Origin of the sequence: Chitinophaga sp. (assembly GCF_035538455.1) — a bacterium.
GTDB lineage: Bacteria > Bacteroidota > Bacteroidia > Chitinophagales > Chitinophagaceae > Chitinophaga.
On sequence record NZ_DATLKJ010000099.1, the window covers coordinates 23,199 to 38,632 of the forward strand.

General features: G+C 48.6%; 14 protein-coding genes and 1 pseudogene. 2 read left to right on the forward strand and 13 right to left on the reverse strand.

The annotated features are described in order from the left end of the window. Nucleotides 1-9 precede the first annotated feature (9 nt). The 7 genes from VM802_RS12145 to VM802_RS12175 all read right to left on the reverse strand — a co-directional run bounded on the left by VM802_RS12145 (nucleotide 10) and on the right by VM802_RS12175 (nucleotide 5,938). Entirely contained in the window at nucleotides 10-732 is a 723-nt protein-coding gene (locus VM802_RS12145) for an ABC transporter ATP-binding protein (protein ID WP_325530754.1), read from the reverse strand. A gap of 4 nt (nucleotides 733-736) precedes the next feature. After that, the gene (locus tag VM802_RS12150) at nucleotides 737-1,642 is read right to left on the reverse strand and encodes an ABC transporter ATP-binding protein (protein ID WP_325530756.1); all 906 of its coding nucleotides are present in this window, start codon (nucleotides 1,640-1,642) and stop codon (nucleotides 737-739) included. Between the two features lie 3 nt (nucleotides 1,643-1,645). Beyond that, nucleotides 1,646-2,551, reverse strand: a complete 906-nt coding sequence (locus tag VM802_RS12155) for an HlyD family secretion protein (protein ID WP_325530758.1) — start codon at nucleotides 2,549-2,551, stop codon at nucleotides 1,646-1,648. A gap of 13 nt (nucleotides 2,552-2,564) precedes the next feature. Beyond that, a complete protein-coding gene (locus VM802_RS12160; protein ID WP_325530760.1) occupies nucleotides 2,565-3,824 on the reverse strand; it encodes a TolC family protein in 1,260 nt (419 codons plus the stop codon). Between the two features lie 49 nt (nucleotides 3,825-3,873). Further along, nucleotides 3,874-4,482, reverse strand: coding sequence for a TetR/AcrR family transcriptional regulator (locus tag VM802_RS12165; RefSeq protein ID WP_325530762.1), 609 nt, complete (start codon nucleotides 4,480-4,482; stop codon nucleotides 3,874-3,876). Between the two features lie 248 nt (nucleotides 4,483-4,730). Continuing rightward, nucleotides 4,731-5,492, reverse strand: a complete 762-nt coding sequence (locus tag VM802_RS12170) for a glucose 1-dehydrogenase (protein ID WP_325530764.1) — start codon at nucleotides 5,490-5,492, stop codon at nucleotides 4,731-4,733. A gap of 176 nt (nucleotides 5,493-5,668) precedes the next feature. Further along, nucleotides 5,669-5,938 (reverse strand): ArsR/SmtB family transcription factor, encoded by a 270-nt coding sequence (locus VM802_RS12175; protein ID WP_325530766.1) that lies wholly within the window; start codon nucleotides 5,936-5,938, stop codon nucleotides 5,669-5,671. Nucleotides 5,939-6,188: 250 nt separating this feature from the next. Between VM802_RS12175 and VM802_RS12185 the strand changes: the two are divergent. Next, nucleotides 6,189-6,569 (forward strand): annotated as a pseudogene (locus VM802_RS12185) (oxidoreductase); the annotation flags it as partial. A gap of 86 nt (nucleotides 6,570-6,655) precedes the next feature. Then, on the forward strand, nucleotides 6,656-7,114 hold the full coding sequence (locus VM802_RS12190; RefSeq protein ID WP_325530768.1) for a hypothetical protein: 459 nt from the start codon (nucleotides 6,656-6,658) through the stop codon (nucleotides 7,112-7,114). A 58-nt stretch (nucleotides 7,115-7,172) separates the two neighbouring features. Here VM802_RS12190 and VM802_RS12195 read toward each other — a convergent pair whose 3' ends face one another. From VM802_RS12195 to VM802_RS12220, 6 genes are all read right to left on the reverse strand, one after another. Then, entirely contained in the window at nucleotides 7,173-7,721 is a 549-nt protein-coding gene (locus tag VM802_RS12195; protein ID WP_325530770.1) for an outer membrane beta-barrel protein, read from the reverse strand. A 4-nt stretch (nucleotides 7,722-7,725) separates the two neighbouring features. Beyond that, a complete protein-coding gene (locus VM802_RS12200; RefSeq protein WP_325530772.1) occupies nucleotides 7,726-8,982 on the reverse strand; it encodes a TolC family protein in 1,257 nt (418 codons plus the stop codon). Between the two features lie 8 nt (nucleotides 8,983-8,990). Beyond that, nucleotides 8,991-12,071 (reverse strand): efflux RND transporter permease subunit, encoded by a 3,081-nt coding sequence (locus tag VM802_RS12205; protein ID WP_325530774.1) that lies wholly within the window; start codon nucleotides 12,069-12,071, stop codon nucleotides 8,991-8,993. A 6-nt stretch (nucleotides 12,072-12,077) separates the two neighbouring features. Next, a complete protein-coding gene (locus tag VM802_RS12210; RefSeq protein WP_325530776.1) occupies nucleotides 12,078-13,187 on the reverse strand; it encodes an efflux RND transporter periplasmic adaptor subunit in 1,110 nt (369 codons plus the stop codon). Between the two features lie 132 nt (nucleotides 13,188-13,319). Beyond that, nucleotides 13,320-14,687, reverse strand: coding sequence for a HAMP domain-containing sensor histidine kinase (locus VM802_RS12215; protein ID WP_325530778.1), 1,368 nt, complete (start codon nucleotides 14,685-14,687; stop codon nucleotides 13,320-13,322). A 1-nt stretch (nucleotide 14,688) separates the two neighbouring features. Continuing rightward, nucleotides 14,689-15,369, reverse strand: a complete 681-nt coding sequence (locus VM802_RS12220) for a response regulator transcription factor (protein ID WP_325530780.1) — start codon at nucleotides 15,367-15,369, stop codon at nucleotides 14,689-14,691. Nucleotides 15,370-15,434: the final 65 nt, after the last annotated feature.

Sequence of the window (15,434 nt, forward strand, 5' to 3'; positions counted from 1 at the left end):
ATGATTCTTTTATTTTCCTCTTGCTAATTGTAAGAACACGCCATCCATAGTAGAGGTATGATACATTGTTTTCAGTGCGGCCGGTGTATCCAGCGCTTCTATCCTGCCATCGACCATGATTGAGACCCGGTTACAGTACTCCGCTTCATCCATGTAGTGGGTAGTTACGAATACCGTAACGCCCCTGTCGGCTGCAGCATAAATCATATCCCAGAACTGGCGGCGCGTAACCGGATCCACACCGCCGGTAGGCTCATCCAGGAATACGATGGAAGGATCGTGTAGTACGGCCACGGAAAAAGCCAGCTTCTGCTTCCATCCCAGCGGCAGACTGCTCACCAGCTGATCGCCCTCTTTCTCCATTTGCAGCTGCTGCAGGAGCTTTGACGTCTTCTCCTTTATCTGTCCGCTGCGCAGGCCATAGATCCCTCCGTAAAACCGGATATTCTCTTTTACGGTAAGATCTTCATACAAAGAAAAACGCTGGCTCATATAACCGATGTTCTTCTTCACCTTCTCTGTCTGCGTATACACATCATACCCAGCCACAAAAGCCTCACCACCGGATGGTTTCAGCAAGCCGCACAACATACGCATCGCGGTGGTTTTGCCAGCGCCGTTGGCGCCGAGGAAACCGAAGATCTCTCCCGGCATCACTTCAAAAGTGATGGCATTTGTGGCAATGAAACTGCCGAACTTCTTAGTGAGTGATCTGGTGATGATCGGATTCATATGATTATGCACTTAATGCCATGAAGCAGTCTTCAATACTGGCGGTGATCGGCTTTATCGTATATGGCTGCTGTTGTCCGTCAAGGTATGCCTTGAGGGATGGCAGATCAGCTTCGCCGTGTTGCAAAGTTACATGGAGACTGTCGCCGAAAGCGTAGCAGCTGGCAGTCTGTGGGAAAGCCCTGATACTTGTGAGCAGCCGGAACATATTATCTGCTGCTGCCGCCCAGATAGGTTGCCGGAAGCGATTGATGATGTGCTGCGGCGTATCAATTTCCAGGATGCTGCCATCCTGTATCAACGCTACACGATCGCACAGTACCGCTTCATCCATGTAGGGGGTGGATACCAGTACCGGTATACCTTTCTCCCGGAGTCCTTTCAGCATTTCCCAGAACTCCTTGCGTGAAACAGGATCTACACCGGTAGTAGGCTCATCAAGGAATAACACCACCGGTTTGTGTACCAGCGCACAACATAACGCCAGCTTCTGCTTCATGCCCCCCGACAACTTCCCCGCAGGCCTGTCTTTAAATGGCTGGATCTGTTCGTAAATATCTTTTATCAGATCGTAGTTGGCAGTAATGGTCGTGTTGAAGATGGTGGCAAAAAAATGAAGGTTCTCTTCCACACTGAGATCCTGGTATAGAGAAAACCTGCCGGGCATATAGCCTACGTGCCGGCGTATGGCCTTGTATTGTTTAACTACATCCATACCGGCAACAACGGCGCGGCCTTTATCCGCTAGTAACAAGGTAGTGAGGATACGGAATAATGTTGACTTACCCGCGCCATCGGGGCCGATCAGCCCAAAAAGCTCGGCAGGCTTCACTTCAAAGGAAATATCCTGTAAGGCTTTCTGCGCTCCGAAATGTTTTGAGACTCCTTCCACAATGATGGGATGTTCCATAACTTACTTTTTAGCGAACAACAATTCAGCTGGCATGCCGATTTTCAGGCTACCATCGTTTTTCACTTTTACTTTTACCGCGTATACCAGGTTGACTCTTTCTTCTTTCGTCTGTATGATCTTGGGGGTAAATTCCGCTTCGGCCGCAATCCAGGTAATGATACCAGGCCACTCGCGGTATTTGCCTTCGGGCTGGTCAGTCAGCACGGTAACCTGTTGTCCGGTTTTTACCTGTCCCAGCTGCTCTTCGCTGATGTAGGCACGCAGAATCAGGTCAGACAGGTCTGCTATTTTGTAGAGTGCCTTTCCATAGGTGATGATCTCTCCTTTCTCAACATACTTCACCAGTACGGTGCCATTAACGGGGTTGACTACACGCGATTGTGTAAGCTGGTCTGCCACCTGTGCCACCTGCGCCTGCAATGGCTGCGTTTCGCTGTGGATACCGCTTACCTGCGTCTGAAGGGAGGAAGCCAGGGAGCGGTATTGCTTTTCAAGTACCGCGATTTGTGCATTGATATCATCGAGTTGCTTGGGTGTAGCAGCATGTGCATTCAACAGATTGGTGATACGTCGTTGCTCTACTTTTTGTCGTGCTATCTGTTCGCTGATCACCTGAAGCTGAGGTTGTGTGTCGGGCGTTTTGCTGAGCACCGCCCGGATGTTAGCCTGTAACTGCGTTCTTTTGAGGTGTAGCTGTGTAGAGTCTATCCAGCCCACTACCGTGTCAGCAGGCAGCGTCATGCCTTCTTCCACGCCGAATACGAGCAGCTTGCCGGTGCTTTCAGCCCCCACTACTGTTTCCACTGCCTCAAAGTTGCCGTATGCATCCGACGTATGTTTCCTGCTACTGCAGGCTAGCAGAGCCACCAGCGGAATAGCGATCATTGCAATGTTTGCAGCTTTCATGTATTGATAAATTTTAATAACCACGGATCAGTTGATAATTGATTTGGGCCAGGGCCAGTTGCAGCGTATGTGTTCTTTCGCTGATGCGAGCCTGTGTTTCGGCGTTGAGGTCCTGCACATATTCATGCACAGTGATAACCCCATTGTCCAGCTGCGAGGCAGAAGCGTCTTTCACAGCAGCGCGTAATTTAATAATGGAAGCGTCTTTCCCGATCGTCTGTTGCAACTGGGAGATCTCTGCACGCTGCTGTGCCAGTTGTACCTGCGTGTTAAGCGTAAAAGCATCTGCCTGTGCGGCTACATTCTTCTCCTGCAGCACCAGCACCCGTTGCTCATTGCGCCGTGCCTGCCAGTTCCAGAGTGTCCAGCTGAGCCGCACGCCGGCTATATAGTAGGAATCAAAACTGTTGCTGAGCATATTGAGACCAGGGCGGCCATAACCTCCCTGTACAAACGCACTGATGCGAGGCAGTGTGCGTGTGCCGGTGAGAGCAGATTGTTGCAGTAATGTATTGCGCTGAAGGCGGAAGAGTTGCAGCTCCGGCCGGCTTAGTGTATCCGTAGAAGTTAGTTCCGCCACAGCGGGTGTACGTGTAGCCACGTCTGTTATACGGCTGCCGGTGAGCAGTTGTAATATTTCAAGGTATGCTTTACTGGAAGCAGCGGCAGATATTTCCTGCTGCTGCGCCTTCAGCAGCTCCGCCTGTATCATATCGGCAGCAGAAGGCAGCACACTGCCGAACTTCACGCCGGCCTGTAATTTCTCCAGGCGTTGCTGCAGGTCCTGCTGCGCCAGGCGTGACACGCTGATATATTCCTTTGCCAGCAGTGCATTAAAATAAGTCTGTGTAACCTGTTGCCGGATTTTGTACAGGTCTACTTCCACCTGCTGCCGGGCGGATTGCTGTTGCAATACCTGCAAGTCGCGCTGCCGGCGGGTGGCGCCACCATCATATAGCTGCTGAGTAACGTCTATTGTGGCGCGGTACTGGTCTTTCGCGGGCGACTCGATATTCACATCAGGTAGCTTGATAGGGATCTGCACCACGTCCGACTGATAACTGGCCTGGCCATTGAGTGTAGCCTGCGGCAACCAGGCGTTGTTGATGTTTCTGACCTGTATCTGCAATATATTGTCCAACACCTGCTGTTGTTTCAGCAACGGATAATGCTGCCGGGCCAGCTGCTGGCACTCTTCCAGTGTAAGGACAGCAGCATCCTGAGCAACAGCGGAAACACTACACAGCAGGCAGATCCAGAGAATGTTTTTCATAAATTAACCATTAAATTTAACCATTCAGTTAACTCAAGGATAAAAAATTTTACGGCTCCAATGCGCGCAGAATAAATTCTGTCACCAATGCTTTGCGCTCTTCCATCAGTTCCTTCCATTGCTGATCGCTGGCTCCGGATACTGTTTGTATCAGCGGTCTCGCCGCAAACGGGAAAATGCACATGGATACAATATTCAGCAGCAACTGCAACGGTTGGATGGATCTGATCTGTTTCTTTTTCTGCGCCTTGTTCACCTTATCCATAAATGCCTGTATATCAGGTGAGTTCCCCGATTTGGTAAAGCGGGACACTATCCTTTCCGGATTCTGGTGGATCTCGTTCAGCACAAATACGGGCAGGTAAGGATTTTTGATGAGATTATCGATGTAGTTGTCAATAATGGCAGCAATCATTTCGCGGAATGGCATATCAGACTGAAGAATGGCGCTGAGCACACGGAACACATTGTCTGCAGCTTCATTGAAGATAATTTCAAACAGCTTGTCTTTGCTACGATAGTAGTAATGCAGCATCGCCTTGTTAATGCCCGCTTCGTCTGCAATATCCTGCATCCGCGCCCCCGCCAGTCCTTTCTGCATGAATATTTTCTTCGCCGCTGCTATGATCTGTGCTTCTGTATTTTTCTCGCCACTCATAATTAACCATTTAATTTAACCATTTGGTTAACGAAGGTATAAATAAAAACGGAACAGCAAAAAATATTTAGGGATTTATTAATATAGTGGAGATTATGTTCTACTTAAACAATAACCATGGTCTTCGCTATATTCATAAATCCCTAAATACCAAAATCAATAAATCCCAAAATACTAATGGGGTTAACTAAACAACCTACAACCTTTTATAACAACTGTAAATCAAAGAAGAACCGTTTTTGAATTTCCTATGCCAACAGCGGATGTACGATCAGGCCACCATCCACGTTGTACTCAGAACCTGTGATAAAGGAGGCATCATCAGATGCCAGGAAAGAAACCAGTTTGGCCACTTCCGGAGATTCGCCCATACGTCCCAGTGGCACTTTTTCGGCGAGCTGTGCACGGAAGGCAATGGCTTCTTCCCCGGTTATACCTGCTTTCTCCAGTATCGGTGTTACAATAGGGCCGGGATTTACCACATTGACCCTGATCTTCCGGGAAGCAAGTTCACGCGCCAGAGTTCTGGCGGCAGTGTTCATAGCTGCCTTGCTTGCAGAGTAAACCACTGCATTGGGCATACCGGAATAGGCGTTGATCGAGGAAAGGAAGATAATGCTGCCACCTTCGTTAATTAAAGGAAGCAATTGTTGCGCCGTAAAGAATGCTCCTTTAAAGTTAATGTCCATTATTTCATCGAAATCCTTTTCTGTTACCTGTTCAAATGGCTGAAATTTTCCTACTCCCGCATTGATGAACAGTATATCTACCTTTCCATAACGACTACGCACATACGCCGCCAATTTCTCCGTATCTGCAAGACTTGACTGGTCTGCTGTAAAACCCTCCGCCGGAGCCCCAAGACTGTGTACGGCCCGTTGTACCGCCTCAGGGTTACGTCCTGTGATTAAGACCTTCGCGCCTTTCTTCAAAAAATCTTCTGCTGTAGCATATCCGATCCCGCTGTTGCCGCCCGTAATGACAGCTACTTTGTCTTTTAACTGACTCATGGTATGTAATTATTTAAGTGATTTATTTATTTATTTAAAATAATCGATATTTAAACAGATAAAAAAAGAGATCACATCTCTTCAAAAATCCATTTATTTAAAAGTGTCAATATATAAACCTATAAAAAAAGCCGTTGACCGCCGCAATCAGTCTCCAGCCCTCCTCAATAGTGACTTTAACTCAGTTTAAGAAAGAACATTGATAACTGCTTCATCATTTCCTTATTGATGGTCAGCTCCACTACTCGCCCGTTTTTCGTAGAGTTCAACACACCACTATCAACCAATATTTTTACATGATGCGAAACAGTAGGTTGAGACAGACAGGTAAAGCAACATACATCACCGCACGCAATTGAACCCTTTTTCGCTATCTCCATGATAATCGACAAACGGTGCTTATCGGCCACTGCATTCGCTGCCTTCTCTATAATTCCCAAATCCATAGAACAAAGTTAATACTATTTTCAAAATATTGAAATTTTTCAATGCTTTTTTTTCTACCCCATGGTAATTGCCTTTCCTGGACTCCCATTTTCTTTCTCCCATAACCTGCAAAGTTACAACAGAAATCCCGCATTGTACCTGCTCCGCCTTTCCCGGCGGTTCTAATTTTGTCGGACCGGTCAGGCTGGTAAGTAAACGGCGAAATCGAAGTTAATGTCCCCTGCCTGATCATTATTACATGCACTCAGCACCCATGAAACGCATGAGATGATTCAACAATCCCTGCAGGCTGCCAGAAATACCATCGCTGCTGGCTTTGACGGCATTGAGATACACGCTGCACACGGTTATCTCATTGAGCAATTTCTCCATCCGCTCACTAATTTAGTACGGCAACAATTCAAGAACTGGCTGATACTAAGTGGTGGCTTCCATGCAACAGATGCAGAGCGTGCATTACAACAAAATCATGCAGACATGATAGGATTTGGCAGACCGTTTATCTCTAATCCTGATCTCGTGGAACGCATACGGCAACAGTATTCATGGGCAAGCAGTGACAAATCTACCTACTACGAAGGCGGTGCCCGCGGTCTGATTGATTACCCATATATGTTACAGGAGCAATAGTTGGCACTGGCATATTTTTATGCTAACTTTACCTTTCTGCTTCCCCTTTGTGGAGGCAGGAAAGTATGCCAAACAAACTATCGACCATGTATGCATTGAAAAGTAACCTCATGCTAACTATACTGTTGCTGGCACTTGCGTCCTGCCAACCACACAGCAAACAGGACACTGTTGCCCACGAAACCACCGGTGCGAGCGCACCGCGAATAATGCAGATAAACGAACCTTGCGCCGTATTCTATTCTCCTGACAGCGCCAAACTGGATAAGTTAAAAAAAGAAAACGGTGAAGAAACGCTAACAACATTACATGAGAATAATATGATCTTCATGGATGATGCCCGCACCTTTTTTGAAGGTAAAGGGATAAAAATCATTGAGGCTCCCGGCAGTGTAGTCAACTTTCACTTGCAGGGCGGAAAGTCCACCAGCATTGATCTCAACGACAATAAATACACCTGGACCATCCTCCTTTTTGATGGCCGGGAAGTACATCCTATCGATCTGACAGATATTGAAGGAGAATGGAAGAAATATAAATTTTAGGGACGATGTTTTTAGCGAAGATCTTCCACAACGAAAACCTTCGCTAAAACATGTCCGGTTAAAAATTATATCCCACAGTAATACCTAAGTACTGCCTGAATGCCTTCCATTGTTGCTGTTTGCCAGCATCTTCCACCACTGGTATAAACCCCCTTACATATCTGGCTTCCACATTCATTCTCTTCCCAAATGTATAGCCTGCCCCGATAGTAATACCCAGATCATTCTTGGCGGCATAAGCATTCTGCTCATTGGCGGCGCCATAATTGTTCCCATGCAACAGCAGGCTTGCGTATGGACCAGCAAACAATTCCAGCCCCTTGTAATAAAACGCGGGGCTTACCGGGAATATCTCCACGGATGCCTGATTTTTATTAACCGCCAACCATACATCATGCTTCAGCGAGAAGTGTGTACTTACCGGAGATACAGCTGTCATTCCAGCTATAAAACCAACGTTATTGCTGAAACCCACACTGTCCTTATCTCTGCCATTCAGCTGAGGGAGCTGTACACCGGCCCGCACCCCGAAAGTGAAAGTTCTCTCCTGTGCCATCACCGCAAACGTTGCGGAGAGGAATATCATTAAGAAGAATATCTGTTTCATACTGTTAAAATTCTATGTCCCATACGGCAGCAGCCCTTTCTAACTCTACCAATGCGGCTGCCTGGTTGTAAAGACTTTCATAATACTGTTGTTGTACATCATTATAGGTGCGCCTGGCTGTCAGCACTTCCAGCAGCGAAGTTTCGCCACGTTTGTAGCTGTACATCCTGCCTTCCAGCACTTTATACGCATTGCTCAGCAGGCCGGTATCGAACTGCACCAGTTGCTGCTTTGCACCCAAATAATTGAAATAAGCCTGCGTTATTTCCGTCTGCACCTGCAGTTCTGTCTGACGATAACTCATGTCTCCTTGCCTGATGTTAGCTTCAGCAGCGAGCAGCTCACCCCTGTTGCGGTTGGAGAACTTCAGCGGAATACTTATGCCAGCAGATACAGTATTCATGGACGGCGTAGGAGCCACAACGTTAGTTACCACAGATACATTGTTGATACCGGCATTCACACCAAGATCAATAATCCTGGAGGCTTTTGCGAGCCGTAGATTCTTCCGGTTTACATCTTTTTGCTGCATAGCTGTGAGCAGGTCAGCGCGGGCATTCTGGCCATTGATCACCAGTTCGGGCAAGGAGAAGGAACGTTCAAACTTGCGGAAGTCACCATTAATGGCGGGTAGTGTATCACTGCGAAAGCGGCCTTGCAGCTGGTTCAGTTGTACCTGTGCAGCTTTGAGATCAGCAGCTGTACCATAGGTTTCATTCAGCAGCATACCCGCCTCGATGTTCGACTGTCGTGCATCCGTCTCCGTTATCATGCCGGTGCGGAAGCGGATAGAATCCGCCTTTGCCAGTTCCTGCATGTAGCGCCAGGCATTCAGTTTCATTTCATACAGCTGCTGGTGATGCATTACCTGCAAAAAGGCCAGGGTGGCGTCTGCACGGAGATTACGAAAATATTCATCCAGCTGGTAACGTGCCAGTTGCTGCTCGCTGCGTGCCAGGTCGATGCGTGCACGGCGCTTGCCTCCCAACTCCAGTGTATAACCTAGTCCGCTATTAAAGCCATAGCCCAGCTTCATCCTGCGCTGGCCGTTATTGAATATCCCAACACTCAGTTCCGGATCAGGGAATACTTTGGCCATCATCACATTAGCAGCAGCGATGTCCAGGTTATATTTTTCTGCAGCGTAACTCAGATTGTTCTTTCCCACCTGCTGCAGGTAAGTAGGGAAGCTCAGTGTATCTTGTGCCTGTGATGCTGCACTGTACAGCATCAGCAGGATCAGCATATATTTCATCTTCATAAAAATCATCATTTTTCGCCGGCAGCTTTTCTTTCCAGCAGATAATACAAGGCAGGTAAAGCATATAAGGTGATCATCGTCGAAAACAGTAGTCCGTATACAATCACTGTGGCCAGCGGACGTTGTACATCAGAGCCGATACCGGTAGCCAGCGACGCAGGCAGCAGCCCAAGCATAGCCACCGTGGCGGTCATCAGCACAGGGCGGAACCTGTCTCTCGCCGCCTGGATCACCAGTTCTTTCAATGGCATCTGCTGTTTTCTCAGGTCGTTCATATGCGATACCATGATCACACCATTCTGAATAGCCACGCCAAAAAGTGCAATGAAACCTACGGCAGACGACACATTGAGCGTCATGCCTCTTACATTCAGCGCCAGCATCCCGCCAAACATGGCAAGCGGCACAATGAATAATATCAACCCAGCCTGCCTGAACTCACCGAATGCACCATAAAGCAGGATAAACATTAGTGCAAGTGCCACCGGTACAATAACCGCCAGTCTGCCATAGGCTCTGTTCTTGTTTTCAAATTGTCCGCCCCACTGGATACTGGTACGGGATTTATCATAGGATACTTCTTTATCAATCTTTGTCTGTGCCGTCTGCAGAAACGAAGTCAGATCCGTACCACGCAGATTGAGTCTTACAGTAAGGTGGCGCCGGCTTCTTTCTCTTGTGATCGTGCTTTCACCGGTAGCCAGTTCTACTTTCGCCACCTGCGACAAGGGTATCTTCGTTCCCTCCGGCGTAGTGAGCATCAGGCTGCCGATCTTCTCCGGCGTATTGCGTACTTCCTCTGTATAACGGCAGCTGATATCATATACCCTGTCGCCAGTAAACACCTGCGACACTGCCTTTCCACCGATAGCCACTTCTATCAGCTCCGCCACATCAGAAATGTTGAGACCATAGCGGGCAATGGCCACCCGATCCGCCTTCACCTGCAATTGCGGTAGCGGCGGCTCCTGATCTATCGCCAGATCTACTGCGCCGGGAACAGCCTGAAGGGTATTCAATACCTCTTCTGCTACTCTTCTGTTCTCTGCAAAATCATTCCCGAAGATTTTTACCACCAGCTCACTGTGTGCGCCTGCGATCTTATCCATTACTCCGTCGATCATAGGCTGACTGAATCCCACCGTATAACCTGGCATGGTAGCGTATTCTGCCGCCAGTTCATTGATAAGATCCTGTTTTGTTTTTCCCGAAGGCCATTTATTATAAGGGAGGAGTCCTATTGAACATTCATAATGCGATGGCGTGAATGGATCCGTACCATCATCATTGCGACCGGTCTGAGTCATCATATAAATGACCTCCGGATGCTTCAATGTGCGCGCACGCAGTGTATCTGCCATTTCGCGGGCTTTGGGCAACGCCAGCCCCGGCGGCAATTGCACCTGTAACCAGATGGAGCCTTCATCCAGTGGAGGAAGGAAGTCTTTGCCCACTGTGTAAGTGAGTCCCGCAGCAGCACACAACAATACCACCAATGGTACGAATACTTTGCGCGGACGTTCCATGATTTTCCGCATGCGCCGTTCATACAGTGTGGTGAGCTTTTCCAACCAGCGGTTATGGTACATCTTACGGGGCTTACGGTAAAGCATATATGCCAGGCCAGGTATCAATAACAATGCCGCCGCCAGTGCTCCCAGCAGTGCATAGCCAACAGTGAAGGCCATAGGCGTGAAAAGTTTTTTCTCTACACGCTCGAAAGCAAACAGGGGCAGGTAGGCAGTGATGATAATAACTGTTGCAAAGAAAATGGGACGTGCCACCGCAAAAGCCTTCTCGGCAAACGTCTGTTCCGGCAGTATTTCCAACGGATGCTCCTCCCGTTGCCGCAGCATGGTTTCAGTCATTACAATGGCGCCGTCCACAATGATACCGAAATCAATAGCGCCCAGCGATAACAGGTTAGCAGGGATGTTGGTGAAATGCATCAGTATGAAGGCGGACAGAAGACTGAGCGGAATGGTTACCGCCACCAGCAATGCGGCACGCCAGCTGCCAAGGAATACTATCAGCACTATCATCACCAGCGCCATACCTTCCAGCAACGTATGCGATACAGTATCAAGCGTAGTATCCACGAGCGCTGTTCTATCAAGAAATGGATGAATCTTTACACCCGGCGGCAGTATACCATTGTTCAGTTCATCGACAGCCTTGTGTACTCCTTTCAGCACAGCTGAAGGATTCTGCCCTTTGAGCAGCAGCACGATACCTTCAATACTTTCGCTATAAGAGCGTTGGTGATCAGTATAACCCAGCACGCCTTTTCTTTCCAGGTTACCATAGCGCAGCTGTCCTATATCCCGCAGGAACACCGGCACTCCCTTCTCCGATTTCACAACAGTAGCGCCTATATCATCCAGCGATTTAAAGAGCCCGATACCACGCACAACGTAGCCCAGATCACCGCGCTCGAGCACGCTGCCGCCACTGTTGCTGTTGTTACTGGAAATGGTGCCTACTACATTATTCAACGGCAGATGATATTGTTCCATCTTACGGGGATCCAGCTCCACCTGGTATTGCGTAGTGATGCCACCAAAGTTGGTTACATCCGCAACGCCCGTCACCTGCTTAATACGCGGGATGATTACCCAGTTTTGCAGATCGGTAAGCGCACGCAGGTCCATCCGGTTGCTTTCAATGATATAGCGGAATATTTCCCCTACCGGCGATGTAAGCGGATCAAGGCCAGGTGCGGCACCATAAGGCAGTGACACATCACCCAGTCTTTCTTTGATGCGCTGTCTGGCCCAGTAATCATCTATTCCATCTTCAAATACCATTGTGATCATAGAGAGGCCGAAAGTAGACCTGGAACGCATCACATGCATCCCCGGCATACCGTTGAGCGCACGTTCCAGGGGGATGGTGATCTGTTGTTCTACTTCTTCTGCAGCCAGCCCGGGTACCTGTGTGACTACCTGTGAAGTGACATCTGCAATATCCGGGTACGCTTCAATAGCCAGCTGTGTCCAGCTGTAGTAGCCGCCCGCCGCCAACAGCGCGAACAGGGTTGCAAACAGCCAGCGCTTGCGGATGGCTGTATTTATCAGTTGTTTCATCATGCCGTTTTATTTTGCTGCTGAGAGATAGAAAGCGCCTTCGCCGATGATTTTCTCGCCGGGTTTTAATCCTGACTTTATGATGATCGTGGAGCTGTCGGTATCACCGGTTTCTACTTTGCGGCGTACATAAGTATTAGCGCCCGTCTGCACAAATACATAACCGCTATTACTTTCCTGCAACAGGGCTTTGGCAGGCACCGTGATCACCGACACCGGAGGATCCATAAACTTTACATTGGCATACATGCCCGGCTTCAGGCAATGAGCGGGGTTATCGCAGATCATCAGCACATCTACGGCGCGAGTATCTTCATTTACGATCCTGCTCACATGAAAGACTTTTCCTTTCAATACGGTATCTGGCATTGCCGGCACTTCCATTTTTACCTCATCGCCTTCATTGATAAAACGCAGATCCTTTTCTTTCACCTGGCCAGCGATCCACACCTGCGAGAGTTGTGCCACAATGGCCACAGAGCCTCCATCTGCTTTCAGGAACTGTCCGTTGACGAGTTTGTTCTCTATCACTTCTCCGTGTATAGGTGACCTTATGATAAGCGGCTCTCCCAGCACCTGTTGTTGCGGATTGATGTTGAAAACTTTCAACGCAGCAGCTGCATTCTCCATCTCTTTCAGCTGCACCGCCACATTGGTGGTGGCTTCCTCAAGATCTCGCCCGGCCCCCACACCATGCTGCATAAGATCCCGCTGACGTTGCTGTGCTGTTACGGCTTGCTGCCATAACTGTTTTGCCTGGAACCAGGCTTTCTGCGCCGCAAAGAAATCAGGAGAAGAAATAGAAAACAGCGGTGCACCTGGCGATACTGTTTCTCCCAGGCTCATATATGATTTCACCACCCTCCCGGAAAAAGGAGGCGCAATCTCTGCATAGTTGTTGGGAATAGCTTTCACTACACCGGCAGTGAGCAACTGCAGCCGGTAAGGTTTGTCTTCTACGGTATAGGTCCTGATCCTGGCTTTCAGAGGAGACCCTTCTGGTATCAGAATGGTGTCCCCTCTCAGCTCAAACTGTGCAGTTTCTTCCTTTACAGATTCTGCCCTGTTGCAGGATGCTGCTGTCAGTATCGCACAACAGGCAAGCATGTACATTTTCATCAGCATAAATTTTACGCCGCAAAAGTAGGTCAGACCGCCAGCAGCAGCCATTAGAAAGCATTTAGAAAAAAATTAGAAATATATTAGAGAGAAAAAACTGCTCACAAAGATGACAGAGGACAGAGCAGCAGCTTATATGTGTGGTAACTCCACTGTAAATGTCGCGCCTTCTCCCTGTCTGGATACCACGCTGATATTACCTTTGTGGAGGCGGATAATTTTCTGGGAAAGAGACAGACCTATGCCGTTGCCATCTGCATGCTGCCGGTTGCTACCACGATAGAAAGGGGTGAAAATATTCGGAAGGTCTTCTTTCTGCATACCGATGCCCTGATCTGTAAAACGCAGTATGGTGTGCCCTTTGAACCAGGTCACTGTTACGGTGATTTCCGGCGGGGTTGAAAATTTGCAGCCGTTCTCCATCAGGTTAATGAAGGCTACCTTCAGCAGGTATTGGTTGCCTGTAGCGGAGACCATATCGTCATCATCTGTGTCTTCTTCAAACACCACGCTGATCCTGTATTCCGGATGCGCCTGCAACACATCATGGCGGGCATCCATCAGTATTTCATCCAGCCGCACTTCGCGGAAAGTTATTTCTGCCGGGTCATAGCTCGCCTTTGCCAGGTCCAGCAGGCTGTTAGAGAGCTTCACAAGCCGCTGCGCGTCTGCAATGGCATGACGCATAGACTGCCTGTACTCTTCTGCCGGCCGCTCGCGGGAGGCGGTAATTTCTAACTCAGCCATCATGGCAGTGAGCGGTGTGCGAAGCTCATGAGAGATATTGGAGACAAACTGTTTTTGCGCATCAAATGACTGTTCCAGGCGGTCCAGCATGAGGTTAAAGGTGATGGCCAGTTCTGCGATTTCGTCTTTCCCTTCGCCAGTCTGCAACCGTAGATCGAGGTGGGTAGCCGTGATTTCTTCTACCTTATCTACCATATCAGACACCGGTTTCAGGGCCTGCTGCGAGAAAAAGCGCGCAGCCAGAAATACCAGTACTACGGCGCCAAGAAAGGTGGCCATCAATGTCCAGAACAGATTGCGGAGCTGACTAAGGCCATATTCATCCTGTGCGGCAGCTGTTACAATATAGTCGTTACCGTTATGCCGGTATAAAATGCCTACAACCTGCAATGCGCCAATGTGAAAGGTGATTTCCTTCTTTTCAATAATCTCATGGATCATTTGCCGGGTTTCCTTCACCTTATCAATTTCCACTGCATCGTGATACAATAGATTAAAGGCAGTATCATATACGGCCACTTCTTCCTCTCCACGCGACCCTGCTGAATTTTTGTAAATAAGCTGCAATACCTGCGGGCTGATGCGCGCATCCAACAGCAAGTTGGTTTTGGTGATAGCTTGCTGGCGCAGGGTTTTGTAATACTCCGCTTCCCTGTCATTCGAATAAGAGACATACACCACGCAGGCGAACAATAGCAACAGCGCCGCAATCATGCTGGTAAACAATAAGGTGAGCCGCGTGCGGATCTTCATACTAGCCTTCTTTAAAAATGAATCCCATGCCGGGTTTGGTATGAATGAGCTTTACACCGAAAGATTTATCCACTTTCTTACGCAGATAATTGATATAGACATCAATGAAATTAGTCCCGGTATCGAAATGTGTTTCCCAGACATTCTCTGCAATCTCCGCCCTCGACAACACACGTTCCCTGTTCTGTAACATGTATTCGAGCAGTCGGAATTCCTTGGGAGTAAGGTTTATTTCGATGCCATTGCGGGTGACAAGCTTTGTCTGAAGATTCATTTCCAGGTCTGCATACCGCAGAATACTTGCCTGCTTGGGGCTCGCAACAACATTGCGTTTCAGGAGTGCGCGTATGCGCACCAGCAGTTCGCGCAGATCGAAGGGCTTAACAAGGTAATCGTCGGCGCCAGCATCAAAACCCTCTACCTTATCATCGGTGGTACCCAGTGCAGTAAGCATGAGGATGGGAATATCCGGTAAGGCATCCCTGATGGCACGACTTACCTCAAGCCCATTGATGCGGGGCAGCACAATGTCTGTAATAACCAGGTCAAAACCACCGCCCAGTGCCAGTTTCAGACCCATTTCCCCATCCCAGGCAAGCGTCACTTCATATCCCTGCTCCTCCAGCCCTCTCCTGATCAGGGCTCCTACCCGTTCTTCATCTTCAATAACTAAGATTCTCATGATAGCCAAAAAGCCAAAGCTATCCATTTTTTTTAAAAGGCACTTTTATTGTCCCCAATGATCCC

Bases quoted from the DNA above. Each gene is read 5' to 3' on its own strand.
- VM802_RS12145 (WP_325530754.1), bottom strand. From the start codon at position 732: ATGAATCCGATCATCACCAGATCACTCACTAAGAAGTTCGGCAGTTTC.
- VM802_RS12160 (WP_325530760.1), bottom strand. From the start codon at position 3,824: ATGAAAAACATTCTCTGGATCTGCCTGCTGTGTAGTGTTTCCGCTGTT.
- VM802_RS12195 (WP_325530770.1), bottom strand. From the start codon at position 7,721: ATGAAACAGATATTCTTCTTAATGATATTCCTCTCCGCAACGTTTGCG.
- VM802_RS12215 (WP_325530778.1), bottom strand. From the start codon at position 14,687: ATGAAGATCCGCACGCGGCTCACCTTATTGTTTACCAGCATGATTGCG.
- VM802_RS12155 (WP_325530758.1), bottom strand. From the start codon at position 2,551: ATGAAAGCTGCAAACATTGCAATGATCGCTATTCCGCTGGTGGCTCTG.
- VM802_RS12175 (WP_325530766.1), bottom strand. From the start codon at position 5,938: ATGGATTTGGGAATTATAGAGAAGGCAGCGAATGCAGTGGCCGATAAG.
- VM802_RS12170 (WP_325530764.1), bottom strand. From the start codon at position 5,492: ATGAGTCAGTTAAAAGACAAAGTAGCTGTCATTACGGGCGGCAACAGC.
- VM802_RS12150 (WP_325530756.1), bottom strand. From the start codon at position 1,642: ATGGAACATCCCATCATTGTGGAAGGAGTCTCAAAACATTTCGGAGCG.
- VM802_RS12165 (WP_325530762.1), bottom strand. From the start codon at position 4,482: ATGAGTGGCGAGAAAAATACAGAAGCACAGATCATAGCAGCGGCGAAG.
- VM802_RS12205 (WP_325530774.1), bottom strand. From the start codon at position 12,071: ATGATGAAACAACTGATAAATACAGCCATCCGCAAGCGCTGGCTGTTT.
- VM802_RS12220 (WP_325530780.1), bottom strand. From the start codon at position 15,369: ATGAGAATCTTAGTTATTGAAGATGAAGAACGGGTAGGAGCCCTGATC.
- VM802_RS12200 (WP_325530772.1), bottom strand. From the start codon at position 8,982: ATGAAGATGAAATATATGCTGATCCTGCTGATGCTGTACAGTGCAGCA.
- VM802_RS12190 (WP_325530768.1), top strand. From the start codon at position 6,656: ATGTATGCATTGAAAAGTAACCTCATGCTAACTATACTGTTGCTGGCA.
- VM802_RS12210 (WP_325530776.1), bottom strand. From the start codon at position 13,187: ATGAAAATGTACATGCTTGCCTGTTGTGCGATACTGACAGCAGCATCC.